This is a genomic window from Arthrobacter liuii, assembly GCF_014639275.1.
In the GTDB taxonomy this organism is placed as follows: domain Bacteria; phylum Actinomycetota; class Actinomycetes; order Actinomycetales; family Micrococcaceae; genus Arthrobacter; species Arthrobacter liuii.
The window spans coordinates 36,502-56,374 of record NZ_BMFW01000025.1; the positions used below are offsets into that span (position 1 = coordinate 36,502).

Consider the following 19,873-nt stretch of genomic DNA (forward strand, 5'->3'; position numbering starts at 1 on the left):
TGGCCGGCTAACGGGCCGGGGCCCAAATGCCCTAGCCCGGCCGCCGGCATCAGGGTAGGTTCGGCCTTATGTGCGATGACCGTTACCGCCCCGTGCCGAAGTGCCCTGCATGAGGAAGTGCCCTGAATGAGGAGGCAGGCCGCCCCGCCCACGGCAACCGGCGGAAGCCCCGGCAGCCTGGACGCTGAGGGACCGGCCAAATCGCCCGTGGAGAAGGCGTGGGCCTTCGTCAGGCGGTATCCCGTCGTCGCAGTGACCTGCCTGGTCCTCCTTGCCACGCTGGTGCTGCTGCAGCTCGGCCTGGAACTGCAGGTCCGCGTCCTTGCGTCCGCCTATGCCGCCGTCATCGTGGTGGTGCGTTCGGCAGGCATGGTCCGGTCCCTGCGGGAGGGACGCTGGGGAATCGATCTTTTGGCCCTGATGGCGATTGGCAGCACGGTGGCGGTGGGCGAGTACCTCGCCGCGCTGGTGGTCATCCTGATGCTCACGGGCGGTGAGTCACTGGAGAACTTTGCCCAGGGATGTGCAGCCCGTGAACTGCGGTCCCTGCTGGACCGGGCTCCCCGCTTCGCCCACCGCGAAGGAGCCGGCGCAGTCCTCGAGGACACCCCGATCGGTGAAGTAGCGCCGGGGGACGTGCTGGTGGTCCGGCCCTCAGAGCTGGTACCCGTTGACGGCGAACTCCTGTCCGATTCAGCGAGCCTTGACGAGTCATCGCTGACAGGCGAAAGCCTGCCGGTGGAGCGCAGCAGGGGGCAACTGCTGCTCAGCGGCTCGGTTAACGGTGAGGCAGCCATCCGCATGCGGGCTGCGGCCACCGCGGCCGACTCCCAGTACAGCCGCATCATCGCCCTGGTTGAGGAGGCGTCCAACAGCCGCGCTCCCGTGGTCCGGCTCGCTGACCGCTACGCCGTGCCCTTCACCCTCCTGGCCTTGGCCATGGCCGGAACGGCCTGGTTCCTGTCCGGTGAGCCGCTCCGCTTTGCCCAGGTCCTGGTGGTGGCCACGCCCTGCCCGCTCCTCATCGCCGCGCCCGTGGCGTTCCTGGCCGGTACCAGCCAGGCGGCCCATAAGGGCATCATCATCAAGAACACCCGGACTCTCGAGCAGCTGGCGAAGGCGCAGACTGCCGTCTTTGACAAGACCGGAACGCTGACATCCGGGCGCCCCGTCCTGGACGAGATCCGGGTGGCACCCGGCCAAGGGGAAGCCCTGGGCAACCAAAGGATCCTGCAGTTGGCTGCCTCCGCGGAGCAGTACTCCTCGCATGTGCTGGCAGCCTCCGTGATCGACGCCGCCAAGGCAGCCAACCTGAGCCTCCTGCCGGTGCAGCAGGCGACGGAAAGCGCCACCCACGGGGTGGAAGCTGTGTGCGACGGCCAGGGGGTGGTGGTGGGCAAAGCCGCCCTGGTCCGGAGTTTGTCGACCGGATTCCGCGAGGCGGCAGTACACGGCGGGCAACTGGCCGTCCACGTAGCGGTGGACGGCCAGTACGCCGGTGCGCTGGTCATGAAGGATCCATTGCGCCGCAATGCAGTGGACACCCTCGCGCGTTTGCGCAGCCTCGGCGTCCGGAACACCATGCTGCTAACGGGGGATGCCCACGCTACGGCTGCCCACATTGCCGAGGAAGCGGGGATCGGCCGCGTCCAGGCTGAATGCCTTCCTGAGGACAAGGTCAACACGGTGGCAGCGATCCAGGAACGGCCGGTCCTGATGGTAGGCGACGGCGTCAACGACGCGCCCGTCCTTGCAGCGGCGGACGTGGGAATCGCGATGGGTGCCAAGGGCGCCACCGCGGCCAGCGAATCGGCTGACGTGGTGGTCATGCTCGATGACGTGTCCAAAGTGGCCCAGGCCGTGGCGATCGGAAAACGGACCGTGGCAGTGGCCTTGGTGAGTATCTGGACCGGAATAGGCCTCAGCCTTGTATTGATGGCCATAGCCATGACGGGATTCATTCCCGCCGTCGCCGGCGCCCTCCTGCAGGAGCTGGTGGACCTGGCCACCATCCTGAACGGTTTGCGGGCGCTGCACGGCGCCGACTGGAAACCCGGGACTGACCTGAAACCGGCACCGCCGCCCCGGCCGGCCACGTCCGGCTGAGCCCCACAGCCCGGGCAATCCAGGCACCGCGCCTGCATGACTTTTGGCCCTTCCCACCGCACCCCCCAGCCGGGATCGTGGTGCCCATGAACGCAGAAACAGGTACAAAGCCCGTCATCGTGGGTGTTGACGGCTCTGAGTACTCCTCCGCAGCCCTCCGTTACGCCGGCACGCTGGCAGCGCGCCTTGGCGCCCGGCTTGAGGTCATCTCATGCGTCGGGATGCCGGACTACCTGGTGACATCGCGCCTGGAAGGTGCCGACCGGCAGTTCACCGCCAGGCTGGAGGATGCCGCCGGGCGCCTGGTCGAGGATGCCCTTGGCCGGGCCTTTTCCGCGGACCGGCCGGAAAACATCGACGTGACCGTTAAGTTCGGGCCGCCGGCAAAGGTGCTGGTGGAGGAGAGCCGGCGGGGCCAGATGCTGGTGGTTGGAAGGCATGGGGAGGGCGGGCTGCTCAAGTCGTCCATGGGCTCGGTCAGCAAGGCATGCGCGGCCCACTCCAACTGCCCGGTGCTCCTGGTGGGGCAGGAGGCGGACGCTGTGTGAGGACCGCTGAGGGCCTCAGCTCTGAACAGGCTGCGCAACTCCTGAGGCAGGCAGGGCCCAACCTGCTGCCGGCGGAAAAACCCGTCCCGCAATGGCGGAAGCTCTGGGGCGAGATGACGCACTTCTTTGCCCTCATGCTGTGGTGCGCCGCCGGGCTCGCGTTCATTGCCGGGATGCCGCAGCTGGCGGTGGCCATTGTCGTCGTCGTCGTGGTCAACGGTGTGTTCGCCCACATCCAGCAGGAACGCGCCCAGCATGCCGCCGCAAAGTTGCGCGGCCTGCTGCCTGCCGATGTAGTGGTCCGGCGGGACGGGAAGACACGCAAGGTCCACAGCAGCGAACTGGTGGTTGACGACGTCGTTCTGCTCACCGCCGGGGACCGCGTCCCCGCCGACATCCTGCTTCTCTCGGCCGCGGCCTGCGAGGTGGACGAATCGATGCTGACGGGCGAAAGCGAAGCCGTGCCCAAGGCTGCAGGCGACGCAGCCTGGGGCGGCACCTTCCTGGTGAACGGCTACGCCGAAGCAGCCGTCTCGGCAACCGGCGCCAGGACCAGGCTGGCCGACATAGCAGCCCTGACCAGCAAAGCGGTTTCTCCCCCCACGCCGTTGTCCATGGAACTGCGCCGGATCGTCCGGGTCACCGCGTTCATGGCGTTGGGCATCGCAGCCCTTTTCTACCTGGCATCGCTGCTGGTGGGGTTCCAATGGCGCGATTCATTCCTCTTCGCCATCGGGGTTGCCGTGGCGCTGGTCCCGGAAGGGCTCCTGCCCATCGTGACACTGTCCCTGGCCATGGGTGCACAACGAATGGCCTCCCGCGATGCGCTGGTCCGCAACCTTGAAGCAGTGGAAACCCTCGGGTCCACCACCTTCATTTGCACCGACAAAACAGGCACCCTGACCCAGAACCGCATGAACGCCGTCGAGGTCTTCACTGCGGCCGGGTCTGTCCAGATAGCGGGCGAAGGCTATGCGCCCGAAGCGGAAATCCACGGGCGCGGAGTGGAAAGGGCCGCTGAAGCTGCGCTCGCGGCGCGCGCCGCATCCCAGGGCCGGGCGGAACTGCACGGGGGGCAATGGCGCGCCCAGGGCGATCCGATGGAAGCGGCGATGGATGTCCTTGCCCGCAGGCTGACAGGCACTGAATCCGGGCCCGTCCCTTCCCGCCGCCTGCCGTTCGACCCGGTGCGGCGGAGGGAGTCCGCCATCGTGGGACGGGACCTGCTGTGCAAAGGTGCCCCCGAAACCGTGCTGCCGGCCTGTGCATCCGTGCCCGGGGCGGTGAGGGACCAGGTGGAGGCCATGGCGTCCCGGGGCCTGCGGGTCATTGCCGTGGCCCGGCGGCGCCTTGGGGAAGCATCTTCCTGGCAGTCCAGTCCCGCCGGGGAACTCGAAACGGCAATGGAGTTGCTGGGCTTGATCGGACTGCAGGATCCGCCCAGGCCGGATGTCAGCGAGGTGATCGGCAAGGCACGGCAGGCCGGCGTTAAGGTTGCAATGATCACCGGAGACCATCCGGCCACGGCGGCGGCCATTGCCAGGCAGATCGGCCTGATCGGATCCCCGGAGTGCGTCGTGGAAGGCACGGACCTGCCGGAGGACGAGCAGATGCTCGGGGCGCTCCTGGACCGAGATGGCGTGGTGGTCAGCAGGGTCTCGCCCGAGCAGAAGCTGCGCGTCGCCAAGGCGCTGCAGTCCAGGGGGCATGTGGTGGCCATGACCGGAGACGGCGTCAACGATGGCCCCGCCCTGCGAGAAGCGGACATTGGCGTGGCCATGGGACGCAGCGGCACCGACGTGGCGCGCGAAGCCTCGGACCTGGTCCTCCTCGATGACCATTTCGGCACCATCGTGGCGGCCATCGAGCAGGGCAGGGCCACCTACGCCAACATCCACCGGTTCCTCACCTACCACCTCACCGACAATGTGGCCGAACTGACCCCCTTCGTCATCTGGGCACTCTCCGGCGGCCAGTTCCCGCTTGCCCTGGGTGTCCTTCAAATACTTGCCCTGGACATCGGCACCGACCTGCTGCCGGCGCTGGCCCTTGGCGCCGAGCCGCCCGGCAGTCGCGTCCTTGCCAGCCCACCCGAGCGCAGGCACCTGATGGACCGGCAGCTGATCATCCGGGTCTTCTGCATCCTGGGCCCGGTGGAGGCCGTTATGGAGATGGCGGTGTTCTCCGCTGTCCTGGCAGCGGGCGGCTGGACCCGCGGCAACGTTCCCGAGACGGGGCTTCTGATGGCTGCCTCCGGCGCCGCCTTTGCCACCGTCGTGCTGGCACAGGTTGCCAACGCTTTTGCCTGCCGGAGCGCAACGGTGCCGCCGTGGGTGCTGGGCTGGGGAACCAACCGGCTGCTGCTGTGGGCCGTGCTGGCTGAACTGGCCATCCTGGCTGTCTGCCTATATGTGCCCTACGTTTCAGCGTTGCTGGGGCAGGCGCCGCCGCCGGCGACGTGCCTGCTGCTGGCGCTGCTTGCCATGCCTGCTGTCCTGCTGGCGGACTGGATCCACAAGGCTGTCCGTGCCCGCCTGCGGTACAGCTGGGACCAAAAACGCAGCTAGGACCAAAGCCTCTGCCTGCCCAGGGGGCCGGAGGCCAGAATCGAGCCATGAGTGCCGCCGCAGAGACCCTTGCTCCTGACATCAACGTCAAGTGGATCGAAGACACCGGGATCGCGGACATTCCCTCGGTGGGCGGAAAGAACGCCTCCCTGGGGGAACTGAGCCGTGCGCTGCAATCAGCAGGAGTCAGGGTTCCTGAAGGATTTGCCACCACGGCCGCGGCCTACCGTGCTTTCCTTGCCGCCAACAACCTCGAACCCCGGATCAGGAAGCACATAGAGGATCAGCGCGCCGGCCGGTCAACACTTCGCGAAGCCGGGGCATCGATCCGCGAGCTGTTCCTTCAGGCCACGTTCCCCGGGGACATCGCGGACGATGTCCAGGAGCACTACCGGACCCTGTGCCACCGTGCCGGGCAGGCCCAGACCGCGGTGGCGGTCCGCAGCAGCGCCACAGCCGAAGACCTTCCGGACGCCAGCTTCGCCGGCCAGCAGGAGACCTTCCTGAACGTGGCCGGAGAGCGCGCGGTCCTTGACGCCTGCCGACGCTGTTATGCCTCCCTGTTTACGGACCGCGCCATCAGCTACCGCGAAATGAAGGGCTACGACCACCTGGACGTTGCCCTCTCCGTCGGCGTGCAGCGGATGGTCCGCTCGGACCTTGGCGCTTCAGGGGTGATGTTCTCCATCGACACCGAGTCCGGCTTCCCCGGTGTGGTGGTCATCAGCGCGGCCTGGGGGCTGGGGGAGACGGTGGTGCAGGGGACCATCAACCCGGACAAATACCAGGTGTTCAAGCCGCTCCTTGCAGATCAGCGCTTCAGCCCCGTGATCGAACGGGAAGTGGGCGCCAAGGAACGCAAGATGGTCTACGGCCAGGGCGGGGATGCGCGGACCAGGATGGTGGAGACCAGCGAACGGGAGCAGCGCTCGCTGGTCCTGGACGACCAGGAAATCCTCCAGCTGGCACGCTGGGCCACAGCCGTGGAGGATCACTACGGGCGGCCGATGGACATGGAGTGGGCCAGGGACGGGTTAACCGGTGAACTCTTCATGGTGCAGGCACGGCCGGAAACGGTCCAGGCGCGCCGGAGCACGTCCACCTTCAAGGCCTACCACCTTGAACAGCCCGGCCGGGTCCTGGCCACCGGCGCTGCCATCGGTGACTCCATTGCCCGGGGGCAGGCGTGCGTAATCCGGGATGCGAAGGACATCGAGTCCTTCGTTGACGGCTCCGTGCTGGTCACGCGGATGACGGACCCGGACTGGGTGCCCGTCATGAAGAAGGCCGCGGGCATCATCACTGACCACGGCGGCCCCACCAGCCACGCCGCGATCGTCAGCCGCGAACTGGGAGTGCCCGCCGTCGTGGGAACGCGCAACGCCACCGAGGCGCTTTCCGACGGCGTCCAGGTCACCTTGTCCTGCGCAGAAGGCGAGGAGGGCCGCGTCTACGAGGGGCTGCTGGAGTTCTCCGTGGAAGAAGTGGACATGGAGACCCTCCCGGCCACCCGCACGGGCATAATGATCAACATTGCGAGTCCGGCCGCCGCCTTCAAGTGGTGGCGGTTGCCGGCGGCCGGCGTGGGCCTGGCACGGATGGAGTTCATCATCAACAACCTCATCCGAATCCACCCCATGGCCCTGGTCCACCCGGAAAGAGTGGCTGACCCGGAAGAGGCGGCGCTCATCCGGCAGCTGACCAGCGGCTACCGGGACCCCCAGGAGTACTTCATCGACGTACTGGCCACCGGGATCGCCAAGATCGCCGCTCCATTCCATCCCAAGCCGGTGATCGTCCGGCTCAGCGACTTCAAGAGCAACGAGTACAGCCACCTGATCGGCGGCAGCGCCTTCGAGCGACCGGAGGAAAACCCCATGCTGGGGTTCCGCGGCGCCTCCCGCTACTACAGCAGCCAATACCGGGAAGGGTTCGCCCTGGAATGCAGGGCCCTCAAGCGCGTAAGGGAACAGCTGGGGTTCGGCAACGTCATCGTCATGGTCCCCTTCTGCCGCACGGTGCGCGAAGCGGACCAGGTCATCAAGGCGATGGAAGAGCACGGACTGGTCCGCGGTGCGGAAGGGCTTCAGGTCTACATGATGTGCGAAATCCCGTCCAACGTGGTCCTGGCAGAGGAATTCGCCAAGCGCTTCGATGGCTTCTCCATCGGGTCCAACGACCTCACCCAACTGGTCCTCGGGGTGGACCGCGACTCGGAGGAGCTTGCGGGGTTGTTCGATGAACGGGACCCGGCTGTGATGTCCATGATTGCCCAGGCCATCAGCAAGGCCCATGCAGCCGGCATCAAAATCGGCATCTGCGGGCAGGGGCCAAGCAACCATCCCGACCTCGCGGAGTTCCTTGTGAACCAGGGAATCGATTCGGTGTCGCTGAACCCGGACACCTACGTGCGGACGCTCCCGGTGATCTCGGCGGCAGAGGCTGCCGCCGACGCGCACGCAGCTGGCCATGTGCGCCGGGCGGCCACCTGAAAGTGCCCGGCACCCAAGGGTTGGTCCCCCGGGGAGCCAGGCACCGTCGTCGTGCCCCGGCTGTCTTCAGCCCCTGGTGACGGGGATCTTCGAGCCGCCGGATCCTTGTTCCTCGGCCGGTATCGGAGCACGGACTTCGAGGAGGCCGTCCTTGTAGGAGGCGGTGACATCGCCCTCCTGGACGCCGCTGGGGAGGGGAATGCGCCGGACAAAAGACCCATACCGGAATTCGGACCGGTAGCCGTCCTTGTCCTTCTGCTCCGTCTTCTCCTGCCGCTCCGCCCTGATCGACAGCACGCCGTCGGCCACGGTCACGTCAACGTCCCTCTCCGGATCTATGCCGGGCAGTTCAGCCCGCACCACGAGCGTGTTTCCCTCGACCATCTCTTCAACGCGGATGGCCGAGGTCCCCAGGTCGCCCTCGAAAAGCCTTTCGATGACATCCATGGGGGAGCGGCGGGTATCGAACCATTTCATCAGGTCAGTCATTCTTGCCTCCTGCTCATGTGGAAGCCGGACCATCGCGGTGCCCGGCATTTCCACCATCCGCTTCCCTCGACGCTGGTTCCAGAGTCAAAGGTCCCAGCCCGGTTTCCCCGCGACCAGCCCCATGCGGCGGGCGGCCCGTGAAACGGCCGATAACCTCGATTGCCGCGCATCCTGCGATGGCGACGCCGACTGTGAAGGCCAGCAGGTCCGCTGGCGGCCACCCAACCCGGAAGAAGTCCTGTGTCAGCGGAAGGCTGAACAAGAGCACCAGGCCGGTGTACATTCCCGCCAGGATCGCGAACTTGGGTCCGGTCAGGGGTCGTGATGCCATCACCAGGATCCAGGCCGCCACGAGGCCCAGGGTGAGCGTGGCGGCGGACTGCGACGCGTCCAGGCTGTGGTCACCCGACGACTGCGCGTAGGCGCTGACCGCCAGGACGCAGACTGCGGCGCAGAAGCCTGCCGGCACTGCGAACGCGAGGGAACGCCGGAGGAATCCGGGCGCGTAGCGTTGGCCACCGGGCTGCAGCGCCAGGAAGAACGACGGCAGCCCAATGGTCAGTCCGTCCAGGGCGGACAGTTGCCGGGGCAGGAACGGAAAAGCCAGCAACAGGATGCCGGTGACCACGGAGAGGACCGTAGCGTACACGGTCTTACTCAGGAAGACCAGGGAGACGCGCTCGATATTGCTAATGGCCCGGCGTCCTTCACCCACAACTGCCGGCAGCCTTTCGAAGCGCCCGTCCAGGAGCACCAGGCGGGCCACGGCCTTGGTTGCCGGCGAAGCGGTGTCCATCGCGATGCCCAGGTCCGCCTCCTTGAGTGCAAGGACATCGTTGACCCCGTCCCCGGTCATGGCCACCGTGTGCCCCCGCCGTCTCAGGGCCCGGACCAGATCCCGTTTCTGGGACGGGGTCACACTTCCGAAGAGGCTCTGGGCCTCCACCGTTTCCTCCAGTTGGTGCGGTTGGCCGGGCAGGTGGCGTGCGTCATAGGCAACACCGGCTCCAAAACCCACCCTGCGGGCCAGCGCTGCCACGGTCCGGGGATCATCACCGGAAATGATCTTGACGGTTACCCCTTGCTGCCGGAAATAGTCGAGCGTCCGGGCCGCGTCCGGGCGGATGCTCTCCCGGAAGGTCAGCAGCATGACGGGCACCAGCTCCGGGGGCAGGCCCGTCCTTGCGGCGTCCGACGGCAACCGGGCCGCCAGGTGTGCCAGTGCCAGCGTCCGGAGGCCCGTAGAGGCAAGGGCGGCGGCCATACCCTGCGCATTGGCGCATCCAGGGAAGCCCAGCACAGTATCCGGTGCTCCCAGGATCCAGGTACCGGACGCGCCGGACTCCGGGCCGAAGGTCACCGAACTCCACTTTCGCGCGGACGAAAATGGAACTGCTCCCTGCTCCTGAAGCGGAACTGCCACGGGGAAGGCGGCCCCGATGGCCGCGGCGGTGCTGCTTGCGTCCGCGTTGGCTCCAAACCATTCCAGCGCCGGCCGCCACCCGCTGGCAGGAACGCTCCCCACGTCGTGGACGGCGTCGAACACGACCGAACCGTCCGACAACGTGCCGGTTTTATCAAGGCAGAGCACATCCACCCGGGCCAGGACCTCCACGGCGGCAAGCTCCTGGATCAGGACTTTTTGGCCGGCAAGCCGGAGCCCGCCCACGGCAAATGCAACGCTGGTCATCAGGAGCAGGCCCAGCGGGATCATGGCCATGATGCCCGCAATCGCCCCCACCGTGGCCGGTATCCACCGCCCCGATTCCAGGGCTCCAGCCCACCCGCCCTGGTTCTGCATCTGCGCATTCGTGAGCAGCAATGCGGTGGGAAGCAGCAGCCAGGTGATGACGGCGAAGACTTTTTCCAGCCCCCTGCGGATCTCCGACGTGACCAGGGAGAACCGCCGCGCATCCGCTGCTAGCCGGTAAGCGAACGTGTCAGGCCCCACCCGGAGCACGGTGGCCCGGCCGCTGTCGGCCAGGATCAGTGAACCGGACAGCAGCACGGAGCCGCCCGGTTTGGGAACCGGCTCGGATTCACCGGTCAGCAGGGATTCGTCCACCTCCAGCGGGCCTTCGCCGAGAAGCACCAGGTCTGCCGTGACCTGGTCTCCGGCGGTGAGCACCACCAGGTCGCCGGGAACCAGTTCTCCCGCAGGGATGGTTTCCCTGGCACCGTTCCTGATCACAGTGTTCGTGGCGGCCTGCAAAATGGCGAGCCGGTCGAGCGAGCGCTTGGCCCGGTACTCCTGGATGATGCCGATCAGAGAATTGCTGACGGCGGACAGGCCAAACAGCGCATCACGCCATTCGCCAAGGACCAACAGCAGGACGAAGCACCCTCCCACAACACCGTTGAAAAGGGTGAACACGTTGGTCCGGACAATCTCCGCGACGCTCCGGCTGGTTGCCGTGGGCGCGCTGTTGATGCGGCCGGCATCGGTCCGCTCCCGAACTTCCGCAGTCGAAAGCCCGTCCCGGGCATGGCGTAGGTCCAGGCCCGGAAGCGGTGCCCCGTTTTCCCCAGCTATCGGCATGGCATGGCCAGGCAGCAGCCCCGGTCAGCCGCTGTGCTGCTGCTTGTGCATGCGGGTGATGACCGTGGGGCACGGCGGCTGGGTCAGTACCGCGTGTGCCGTGGACCCCAGGAAGAGTCTTTCGAAGCCACCCTTTCCCCGGCTGCCCAAGACCAGCAGCCGGGCGCCTGAGGCGGCCCGGAGCAGGGCGTCCGCCGGCTCCAGGACGGTTTCCATCACCGTGTGCACCACAAGGTCCGGGTAGTCCTGCCGAAGGCCTGCTTCGGTTTCGGACAGCACGATCTGCTCCTCCTCGACCACATGCGTGGCGAAGCTGCTCTGGGGGAGCCCGGCGGCGATCCAGCGGTTGGGGCCGGTGAACGCGTAGAGGACCGTCAGTTCCTCTCCGAGTGCGTCAGCTTCGGCGGCCGCAAAGGCCACTGCCTGCGTTGATTCCCGTGATCCATCCACGCCCACCAGGATGCCGCGCCCGTCTGCCTGGCCGTCGCCGATGACGGCAACGGGGCACTCGGCCGTGGCAGCGGCCTGCAGCGCCCGGTCTGTCAGTGCGCCGCGGTTGCGGCCGCTGGTGCCCAGGACGAGCATGGCGGCATTCTTGGAATAGGCGCCCAGCGCTGCGCCAACGCCCCCCTCGAGCAGCTGCAGCGAAACTTCCAGGCCGGGCTCGGCGGCTGTGGCCTTTTCGCCCGCTTCCTTCAACAGGCCCAGGCCAGATTCACGTATGACTTCAAGGTAGGGGAGGACTTCGGCTGCCATCCACCGGTCGTCCACGACGTTCACGACGGCGAGCGGGCACTTGAGCCTGTTGGCCCGGGCTGCTGCCCACAAGAGGGCGGCGTTGGACGCCGAAGTGTCGGTGACGCCGACGGCGATTGGTTTGGCAGGTGCCATGGGGGACCATCCTTTGTTGGTTCTGGCGAAGGGGTATGGTGCGGCGTGGAGCGGTGCCTCAGGCGGGGATTACCCGGCTGTCGGTTCCCGGGGCGGCCACCAGTGGGTTGGTGCCGCGATGACGAACCGCCGGCCGCTGATGTCCTGCGGCGTGATCCGGATCAGGATGTTTTTCTGGCCGGGCTGCCAAGGGGACAGCCCGGCTTCCATGGCGTCCCGGGTTTCCTCTGCATCGGACACCACCATGGCACGGCCCTTGAGGATGACGCTCCAGGCGATGGTGCCGTACTGGTTCATGCCGTCCGCCTCCACGGCTACCACCTTCCGGTCCGCCAGGGATGAAAGCTTCGTTCCTTCACCGGTGCGGATGAGTAATGTGCCGTTGGTGGGGACAAAATTCACCGGGTAGTTTTTTACGGCCTCGCCGTCGGTGAAGGCGACCCTGCAGACGGAAGTTGAACGGAGGTATCGCCAGCAATCGTGGACGCCGAGTTCCTTGATTTCCGGTTCTGTGGCTGCGGTATTCATGGCCGTAGCCTAGGGCCGGCAACCCGCCGCCGATAGGGAAGAAGGTCCTGCGCCCCCCGTACCGCCCCCCAATCCGGGACCACAGGGGGTATTTTCCACGATGCTCTCCTAGAATTGCACCAGAGGCGTCTTCATGCTCAGGTGAAGGCGGAATTGGGGGCGGAAGCCGGCACTTCCGTTTCGAACGCTTGGATCGCGCAGGGACCCGCAGCGCCGCAGGTTTTTGCCGCAGGAGGTGGGACGTGAGCACTGAGCATCATTGGCGCTCTCCGATGCGGGGCAGGGTGGAAGAGTTGCTAAGGGACTTCACCTCCCGGGGAGACGAACTGCTGGATACCCAGGAACGGATCAATGGCCTGTTGGCCGCAGTGGTGGCCCTCGCCGAGGACCTGAGCCTCGAAGCCGTCCTGGACCGTCTTGTGCGGTCGGCCTGCGCCCTGCTCGGCGCCAGGTACGGTGCCTTGGGGGTCATCGGAGAAGACCGCACATTGAGCCACTTCATCACTGTGGGTATCGACGAACAAGGCATCCGTTCCATTGGCGACCTGCCCACGGGCCACGGCGTCCTGGGACTGCTTATCCGGGAGCCGAAGCCTTTGCGCCTCCATGACCTGGGCCAGCACCCCATCACTTCCGGTTTCCCCCCGAACCACCCGCCCATGAGGACCTTCCTGGGCGTACCTGTCCGGGTCCGGGACGTAGTATTCGGGAATCTCTACCTGACCGAGAAGCAGGGCGGGGAGGATTTCACCGCGGAAGATGAAGATCTTGCGGTTGCACTGGCCGCCGCGGCCGGAGTGGCAATCCAGAACGCCCGCCTCTTTGAAGACAGCAACCGCCGCCAGAAATGGCTGGAGGCAGGCATGGAGCTGAGCAGCCGGTTGATCATGACGTCCCCTTCGGAAGATGTGGACAACCTGGACATTGTTGCCGACACCGCCCTGAACGTTTCCGGCTCGGCGCTTGCCGTCATAGCCGTGCCAGCCGGTGACCGCTCGCTTCGATGCCGGTCATGCCTTGGTGTGCAGGGTCTCCAGGCCGGCCAGGAGCTGATGGTCTCGAGTGCGGTCTCGGGCGTGATCGAGGGCGGAGGGTCTTTCGTAGCCAAGGACCCGCGGCAGGTCTTCGAGGACGAGGTGGCGGACAAGCTCGGTTCCGTACTGGTGTGTTCGCTGGGGCACAGCTCCAGCGACAACGGGGTTCTCCTGCTGGCCCGTGCACACGGAGCCCCCGTCTTCAACCAGGCAGAGGCGGAGTCCAGTGCCATCTTTGGGAGCCGGATCGGGCTGGCGCTGGACTTGGCGCGCGTGAACGCACTGCGCGAACAAAACCTGCTTTTCACCGATCGGGAACGGATTGCCCGGGACCTGCATGACCTCGTCATCCAGCGGTTGTTCGCTGCCGGCCTGAGTGTCCAGAGCCTGCGCCGCTTCACATTGGATCCGGTGGCCCATGAGCGTATCGCGGCCGTGACCACGGAACTTGATGACACCATCCGTAAGCTGCGGGACACCATCTACTCGCTTCGCACCGGCGAAGAGGAGCAGGAACCCCTGACGGGCCGGATCCTGCGCGTGGTCCGGGAGAACTCGCGCAGCTACGCCGTGACCCCCAACGTGTCCATGGACGGAGCGGTGGATTCGGTAAGGGAAGACGTGGCTGTCCACCTGTTGTCGGTGCTTTCGGAGGGGCTGAGCAACGCGCTGAGACATTCCGGCGCGGACGAAATCCAGGTCACTGTTGCCGTAGCCCGGGACCAGGTCAAGCTTCTTATCAGCGATAACGGCCGGGGCTTCACGGAGCCCGCCCAGGTAAGCGGCCTGGCGAACATGCGCCACCGCGCCGAGCTGCTGAAGGGCAGCTGCATCATCGAGAGCGCGCCCGGCGAGGGCACGTCCGTGGAATGGTCCGCCAAGCTGGCCTAGCCTGTCCGCCAGGCACGGCCTGCGTCACGGCCGGGTGTGGTTGAGGTCAGGCGGGGTCCGTTGAGCCCTTGGTGACATACACGGCAGCCTGCGTCCGGCGCTCGAAGCCCAGTTTGGCCAGGATGGACGAAACGTAATTCTTGACAGTCTTCTCTGCCAGGAAGAGGTCATCGCCGATCTGCCGGTTGGTCAGCCCCTGGCCAATCAGCGCCAGTACTTTTTTCTCCTGGGCGCTCAGGCCGTCCAACCGGGGGTCCGTGGGTGTGGTGGAAAGTCCGGCGATGATCCGCTGCTCGACTCCCGGTTCGAACAGCGACTCACCTGCCGCAGCCCGTCGGATCCCGGCCAGGAGGTCATCGCTCCTGATCTGTTTCAGGATGTACCCGGATGCACCTGCCAGGACTGCCCCGCGGAGGGCCTGTTCGTCGTCGTAGCTGGTGAGGATCAGGCACCGCAGCCGGGGATCGAGGGAGCGCACATCCCGGCACACCTCAATACCCGTTCCATCGGGAAGCCGCCCGTCGAGAATGGCGATATCGGGGTGCAGGGCCGGGATGCGGCGCGTGGCCTCCGCCGCGGACCCGCTTTCGCCCACCACAAGGAACCCTTCGCCTTCCAGCAGGTCCTTGAGCCCCTGCCGGACGAGCTCGTGGTCATCAAGGATGAACACGCGGACCTGCCCGGAAGATCCTGTCGCTTCATCAGACCCAGCTTCATGCATGTGCACCGAACGCTCCAAAATTCTTCACGACCAATCCCGCGTGTGTGCGGCCGGCCCCCGGGAAGGGCCTGGTCCTATTGTTACCTGCCGGGGGATGTCCCGGAAGGGACCAAAGTCCGCGGTGCACGGCACGCCGCCCCTGGCGGGGCGGCCTGAACCATGGCACTGTTTCTCCCGGAATGACCTTTGGCCCTGTTCCCCGCAGCGGTTCTGGTCCACTCTGGGGTCGACAGCAACAGGAGGGCACGTGGCAGCAGCAGGAAACGGAGCAGCGGTGCCTGCCTCCGAACGGCGTCCCAGGATCATCGTGGGGGTGGACGGATCGGAGGCATCAATCGCGGCGCTGCGGGTGGCCCGGGCATTGGCGGAGCCCCTTTCAGCGCCCGTCGAGGCGTGGGCATGCTGGGACGTACCATCGGGCTACGGGGTGTATCTGGCCGTAGGGATCGAGGGTTTTAAATATGCTGCCGATCAAGTGCTCCAGCGGGCGCTGTCGGACGCCTTCGAGGAACTGCCGGCCTTTGTGCACCCCCGGCTGGTGCGCGGCAAGCCCAGCCCGGTGCTGATTGACGCGAGCCGCAACGCATCTATGTTGATCGTCGGCAGGCGGGGGCACGGTAACTTCGTCCCCGGTTCAGTCAGTACAGCATGCGTCAGCCATGCACACTGCCCGGTGCTGGTAGTCCATGCCCCGGAGGAGGCGGCAGCGGGTGATGTTGCCGCGCCCCGTTCAGCGGTGGTCCCCTGACCCATTGACCCTGGCCCATTGACCCGGCCCGCCGCCGTCGTACCCATGCCGCTCTGGTACCTGCCCCCCGCCGTCGTGGTCCTAGTGCCCGTGGTGCCCCTGCCCGTGATGGTGCGCGGCGCCTTCTCCCACCAGTTCGTGGAGTCCTTCAACTGCCTGCGCGAGTGACAGGCCGGGGGATTCGACGACGAACGGCATCAGGAGCCGGTTCTCCTTGTCCAGGTGCAGGGCGAAGATGCGCTGGATGGAACCGGCAGCCACCGCGGCAGCAACCCCGTCGGCCGTCCTGAGTTCGTCAACGAGCCCCACGATCACCTGGTGCTCGGCCAACATGCCGTCCACCAGCAGCTTGGCCTCCGGCATGCCGTGGGGTCCGCTGTAAAGGGGTCCTTCTTCTGCCAGGGCGTGCGGCACCAGTTCTTTATCGCACCAGTCCAGAAGGGCCGCCTGGGTTGTTTGCACAGCGTCAGCATCCCGCGCCTCCGCGGCCTCCGTCAGGAGCCCCACCAGCCCGTTCAGTTGCCTCAGCATGTCCGCATGGTGCGCTTCCACCGCATGCATCGCCTGCATCTCGGTGGAGGCGTCCTTGCCCGTCCTTGTTTCCGCGTTCATTCAATGTTGCCTTCCACTTGGGTGACGTGCCGTTTCCTGTTCCGCAGGGACCAGCGGAGGTCCTTGATTGCCCAGTAGGCCGCGCCGATCATGGCAGCAAAACCCGCTATGCCCAGGAATGTAGCCCTGGCCACCAGGCCAAGGAGCAGGACGCAGGCACCCGCCGCGACCAGCATGAGTCCACGCCGGAACCGGGTGCGGAGTGAAACCGCGAAGGCATCCCGGCCAAGCAGGACCGCCAGCCTGGGGTCTTCCTCTTCCAGGCCGTGGCTGATCACTTCGAGTTCGCGTTTTTCAAATTCAGAGAGTGGCATCGTTTCACCCCACCGTCCGTTGCCTGCGGGAGCCACGAACTCAGGTACCAGGGTTGCCGCAGCGGACGGCCAACCTGTTTGGTATTCCGCAACGTCGATCCAGCGGTACACTTCCACGACCTCCGGTCCACTGAAGGCCGACGCCAACCGTCCGCTTTCCCTTTCAGTATTGGGCGCCGGGGGAGCCGGTGGGAGAGCCATTGGTCCTGTTTCGGCGCCGCCTCTGGCGGTGACACGCATCAGAAGCCCCGGCGCCGAAGCCGTTTGTCCACGGCGATAGCAAGGGACGCCAGCAGGGCGAGGCCAAAGATCCGCAGCCACGCTTCGGCGCTGATGGGGGCGGTGTGGAAGAGCTCGTTCATCAGCGGCGAGTAGGTGAGGGCCAGCTGGCCGGCCGCCTGGACCACGACGCCGAGGAGGAGCCAGCGGTTGCCGAAGGGCCCCATCCGCCAGGCCGGCCGGGTCAGGGACCGGCAACTGAAAAGGTAGAACACTTCCACGGCCACGAACAGGTTAACGGCCGAAGTGCGGGCCTGGGCAACGGATGCGCCGATGGCGACCTCGTGTTCGAAGAGCCACCAGGCCCCGGCAACCAGGAGTGCCGAAACGAGCAGGATCCGTACGGTGAGCGCCCACGTCAGGAGGGGACGGTCCGGCGGCGGGCCATGCGGCGGACGCCGATGGCAAGCGTCACCGTGACGGCGGCGGGGAGTCCTTCGGGGATGGCTCTCACTGCAAGGGCGACGGCGGCCGTTAACATCTGCCCGGGCGTTCGCCATGTGCCAGGCCGGCAAGGAAGGCCACGGCGGCGAGGGCAAGGATGGCGATGGTGAGCGTGGTGCTGAACCGCGCCAGTTTCAGGGTCAGGGGCGTGGCCACTGGCTGGACATCGCCCATGAGGCGGTGGATTTCGCCGAGTTCGGTTTCGCCGCCGATGGCGACGACGATTCCTGCTCCGCTGCCGGCGGTCACCAGGGTTCCGCTGTACAGCATGTTCCTCCGGTCGGCCACGGGCGTGACCTGGGGCAGCACCACCTCGTCCTTGGACACGGGGTCGGATTCTCCGGTCAGCGCGGATTCGTCCACCCGCAAAGTGGACAGGCGCACCAGGCGGAGGTCCGCCGGTACTTTGTCACCCGCCTCCAGCAGCACCAGGTCACCGGGGACCAGGTCCTCGGAGGGCACCTGCTTCCGTTAGCCGCCGCGCATCACCGCGGCGTGCGTGCGGATGAGCGAGTGGAGGGCGTCAAGGGCTGCTTCTGCCCGTAGCTGCTGGATGAATCCGATCAGCGTGTTGACCAGGACCACCGCAAGGATCACGCCTGCGTCCAGGAATTCGCCAAGGAACAGGGTCACCGCCGCGGCGGCCAGCAGGACATGGACCAGCGGGTTGTTGAATTGGCGTCCGAGTTTGCGGGCAATGCTCCCGCCCTGTGAGCGCGGGAGCTCGTTCGCGCCGAATTGCCTGCGCCGGCGCGCTACCTCTTCCTGGCCCAGGCCCCTGGCAGCATCCGTTTCCAGCAGCAGCACCACCTCGTGGACCGGCAGCCCATGATGGGCCGGATCACTACCCTTTACAGGCTGGGGGCGCCCGACGGAGGATTCGGGCTGAGTGGTCTTTCCCCGCCTGCGCGGGGAAGGCCTGTTCTTCGCCGTGGGGCCCCGGCTCCAGGTCACTGGCCCAGCAGGGCATCGAGGGTGGTGAAACCGTACCCCGCTGCCGTGATGCGGTCGATGACCTGGGGGAGGGCGTCGGCGTCGAGCGTGGTGCCATCGTCGGGGTTGGATCCGAGGTGCATGAGCACGATTTCACCGGGTTGCAGCCCTGCCTGCACGCGGTCGGCCACAGCCTGGACGCTGGAGCCCCCGCTCGTGCCTTTCCAGCCCAGGGTGTCCACCGTCCATCGCACGGCCACGTAGCCCAGGGCGTTGACGGCCGCGATGGTCCGTGCGTCCCGTTCGCCGAAGGGGAAGCGGAACAGCGGCCTGGGATCGGCGCCGGCGGCGAGGATGGTCTGCTCGGCACCGCGCACCTGTTGGGCGATCAGGTCGTTGCCAAGGGCGGTGAACCGGGGGTGCGTCATGGAATGGTTTCCTAACCGGTGTCCGGCGGCCACGATCTTTGCCACGGCCTGCGGGTTGTTCGCCGCCCAGTTCCCGGTCAGGAAGAACGTCCCGGCCACGCCCTTGGCGGAGAGGGCGGACAGGATCTTGGGCAGTCCTGCCGCGTTGGCTCCGGCATCGAAGGTGAGGGCAACCATGCGGCCTGCCCCCGGGATGACGGTGAGGTCCTGGCCGCGAAGGGCTTCCGGGAACGGTGCCGGCTGCACAGGAGGACCCGGTTCCGGCGGTGGCGTTGGCGGGGCCGGGACCCCTGTCGGCTGAAGTTCGGGCACGGGTACCGGCGGCACGGTGACTGGCGGCTCCACCCGAGTCTGGCCCGCTTCGGGTGTTTCGGTTTCCTGCGGCCCGGGCGTTGAAGGCGAAACGCCGGGGCTCGCCGGGCTGGACCCACTGGGCAGCACCGTCGGCGCCGGTGAGGAGGATGGCGGGGCCGACGGCGGACCGGCGGTTGGTGCCGGAAGGAACAGGGCCAGGGCGGCGGCGAGGACCACCAAGGCGACGGCGAGCGCTATGGCGGGAGCCCGTCGTCGTGCTTCACTGGCCGGCACTGCCACCACCCGCCCAAGAGGATGATTTCTTGTCCGCGGCCGCGGACCTCAGGAACCCTTGGAACCGTCGGAATCCGTGGAACCCTCGGAACCGTCCGCGGGCAAGTGGACCACCAGCACGGGGCAATGGGCATGGGCCACGATGGCGGAGCTGACGGAGCCCAGCAGCAGGCCACCGAACCCGCCGTGCCCGCGGCGCCCCACCACCACCATGTCGGCATCGCGGCTGGCGTCGATCAGTGCCTCCCGGGGACGGTTCCGAACCAGGGTTGAGGTGACGTTGGCCGGCGTCTCGGCTCCGAAAGCCTGCGCCACCGCCTCGTCCAGGACCTTCCTGGCACCCTCCTCGAAGCCCTCGATGCCCATCATGACGTAGCCGCTGTACATCTGCGGGTACTCCCAGCAGGCAATGGCCTGGACCGTGGCACCCAGTGGCGTGGCGAGGCGTTGGGCCTGGCGAAGGGCCTCCACGGACGCCTCCGACCCGTCGACGCCCACCACGATCCTGGCTATTGGTGCCCCGGCAATGCTCATGTCTGCTCCCTCGTCAAACCCGCGCTGTCACGCTCATCATGCCTGCACGCGTGCGTTGGGGCTAGGGCGTGTCTCCCAAAGCCTGATGACCGCATCCGGGATGCTTGATGGGTGTCGCGTACTTCCGTTTTGACTGATGGGCAATGGGCCCGCATCCAGCCGCTACTGCCGTCCTCTGCAGGCCGGC

18 protein-coding genes are annotated in these 19,873 nt (G+C 66.7%); 6 read left to right on the forward strand and 12 right to left on the reverse strand.

The annotated features are described in order from the left end of the window. The first annotated feature begins 126 nt into the window (after nucleotides 1–126). From IEW19_RS18220 to ppsA, 4 genes are all read left to right on the forward strand, one after another. Nucleotides 127–2,106 (forward strand): heavy metal translocating P-type ATPase, encoded by a 1,980-nt coding sequence (locus tag IEW19_RS18220; RefSeq protein ID WP_188573000.1) that lies wholly within the window; start codon nucleotides 127–129, stop codon nucleotides 2,104–2,106. An 86-nt stretch (nucleotides 2,107–2,192) separates the two neighbouring features. Then, entirely contained in the window at nucleotides 2,193–2,654 is a 462-nt protein-coding gene (locus tag IEW19_RS18225) for a universal stress protein (protein WP_188573001.1), read from the forward strand. Next, nucleotides 2,651–5,221: a cation-translocating P-type ATPase gene (locus tag IEW19_RS18230; protein WP_229748571.1), complete on the forward strand. Its 2,571-nt coding sequence runs from the start codon at nucleotides 2,651–2,653 to the stop codon at nucleotides 5,219–5,221. Before IEW19_RS18225 ends, IEW19_RS18230 begins: the two co-directional genes overlap by 4 nt. Before the next feature lie 47 nt (nucleotides 5,222–5,268). Further along, a complete protein-coding gene (ppsA, locus tag IEW19_RS18235; RefSeq protein WP_188573003.1) occupies nucleotides 5,269–7,713 on the forward strand; it encodes a phosphoenolpyruvate synthase in 2,445 nt (814 codons plus the stop codon). A 66-nt stretch (nucleotides 7,714–7,779) separates the two neighbouring features. Here the strand turns inward: ppsA and IEW19_RS18240 are convergent, their stop codons facing one another. The 4 genes from IEW19_RS18240 to IEW19_RS18255 form a co-directional block, all read right to left on the reverse strand. Continuing rightward, nucleotides 7,780–8,202 (reverse strand): Hsp20/alpha crystallin family protein, encoded by a 423-nt coding sequence (locus IEW19_RS18240; RefSeq protein WP_188573004.1) that lies wholly within the window; start codon nucleotides 8,200–8,202, stop codon nucleotides 7,780–7,782. Between the two features lie 13 nt (nucleotides 8,203–8,215). Continuing rightward, on the reverse strand, nucleotides 8,216–10,741 hold the full coding sequence (locus tag IEW19_RS18245) for an HAD-IC family P-type ATPase (RefSeq protein ID WP_188573005.1): 2,526 nt from the start codon (nucleotides 10,739–10,741) through the stop codon (nucleotides 8,216–8,218). A 24-nt stretch (nucleotides 10,742–10,765) separates the two neighbouring features. Further along, nucleotides 10,766–11,632 carry a universal stress protein gene (locus IEW19_RS18250; RefSeq protein ID WP_188573006.1) on the reverse strand — a complete coding sequence of 289 codons (867 nt, stop codon included), beginning with the start codon at nucleotides 11,630–11,632 and terminating at the stop codon, nucleotides 10,766–10,768. A gap of 69 nt (nucleotides 11,633–11,701) precedes the next feature. Then, nucleotides 11,702–12,160 carry a pyridoxamine 5'-phosphate oxidase family protein gene (locus tag IEW19_RS18255; RefSeq protein WP_188573007.1) on the reverse strand — a complete coding sequence of 153 codons (459 nt, stop codon included), beginning with the start codon at nucleotides 12,158–12,160 and terminating at the stop codon, nucleotides 11,702–11,704. A 272-nt stretch (nucleotides 12,161–12,432) separates the two neighbouring features. Here IEW19_RS18255 and IEW19_RS18260 point away from each other — a divergent pair, with 272 nt between their 5' ends. Continuing rightward, nucleotides 12,433–14,085 (forward strand): GAF domain-containing sensor histidine kinase, encoded by a 1,653-nt coding sequence (locus tag IEW19_RS18260; protein WP_188573013.1) that lies wholly within the window; start codon nucleotides 12,433–12,435, stop codon nucleotides 14,083–14,085. A 46-nt stretch (nucleotides 14,086–14,131) separates the two neighbouring features. Here IEW19_RS18260 and IEW19_RS18265 read toward each other — a convergent pair whose 3' ends face one another. Further along, nucleotides 14,132–14,806: a response regulator gene (locus tag IEW19_RS18265; RefSeq protein ID WP_188573008.1), complete on the reverse strand. Its 675-nt coding sequence runs from the start codon at nucleotides 14,804–14,806 to the stop codon at nucleotides 14,132–14,134. 247 nt (nucleotides 14,807–15,053) lie between these two features. On the opposite strand from IEW19_RS18265, the gene IEW19_RS18270 reads away from it, so the two are divergent. Further along, complete coding sequence (locus IEW19_RS18270; RefSeq protein WP_229748572.1) at nucleotides 15,054–15,554, forward strand: universal stress protein; 501 nt, start codon at nucleotides 15,054–15,056, stop codon at nucleotides 15,552–15,554. An 81-nt stretch (nucleotides 15,555–15,635) separates the two neighbouring features. Here IEW19_RS18270 and IEW19_RS18275 read toward each other — a convergent pair whose 3' ends face one another. The 7 genes from IEW19_RS18275 to IEW19_RS18295 form a co-directional block, all read right to left on the reverse strand. Next, nucleotides 15,636–16,166, reverse strand: coding sequence for a hemerythrin domain-containing protein (locus IEW19_RS18275; protein ID WP_188573009.1), 531 nt, complete (start codon nucleotides 16,164–16,166; stop codon nucleotides 15,636–15,638). Continuing rightward, complete coding sequence (locus tag IEW19_RS18280; protein WP_229748573.1) at nucleotides 16,163–16,597, reverse strand: DUF3040 domain-containing protein; 435 nt, start codon at nucleotides 16,595–16,597, stop codon at nucleotides 16,163–16,165. The genes IEW19_RS18275 and IEW19_RS18280 overlap by 4 nt, the downstream gene beginning before the upstream one ends. A gap of 122 nt (nucleotides 16,598–16,719) precedes the next feature. Next, complete coding sequence (locus IEW19_RS23660; protein WP_268236289.1) at nucleotides 16,720–17,259, reverse strand: cation transporting ATPase C-terminal domain-containing protein; 540 nt, start codon at nucleotides 17,257–17,259, stop codon at nucleotides 16,720–16,722. Continuing rightward, on the reverse strand, nucleotides 17,234–17,665 hold the full coding sequence (locus IEW19_RS23665) for a P-type ATPase actuator domain-containing protein (RefSeq protein ID WP_268236290.1): 432 nt from the start codon (nucleotides 17,663–17,665) through the stop codon (nucleotides 17,234–17,236). The genes IEW19_RS23660 and IEW19_RS23665 overlap by 26 nt, the downstream gene beginning before the upstream one ends. A gap of 9 nt (nucleotides 17,666–17,674) precedes the next feature. Beyond that, nucleotides 17,675–18,157, reverse strand: a complete 483-nt coding sequence (locus tag IEW19_RS23670) for a cation-transporting P-type ATPase (protein WP_229748574.1) — start codon at nucleotides 18,155–18,157, stop codon at nucleotides 17,675–17,677. Further along, nucleotides 18,154–19,152, reverse strand: a complete 999-nt coding sequence (locus IEW19_RS18290; RefSeq protein ID WP_229748575.1) for a polysaccharide deacetylase family protein — start codon at nucleotides 19,150–19,152, stop codon at nucleotides 18,154–18,156. The genes IEW19_RS23670 and IEW19_RS18290 overlap by 4 nt, the downstream gene beginning before the upstream one ends. Nucleotides 19,153–19,200: 48 nt before the next feature. Beyond that, nucleotides 19,201–19,686 (reverse strand): universal stress protein, encoded by a 486-nt coding sequence (locus IEW19_RS18295; RefSeq protein WP_188573010.1) that lies wholly within the window; start codon nucleotides 19,684–19,686, stop codon nucleotides 19,201–19,203. Nucleotides 19,687–19,873 lie beyond the last annotated feature (187 nt).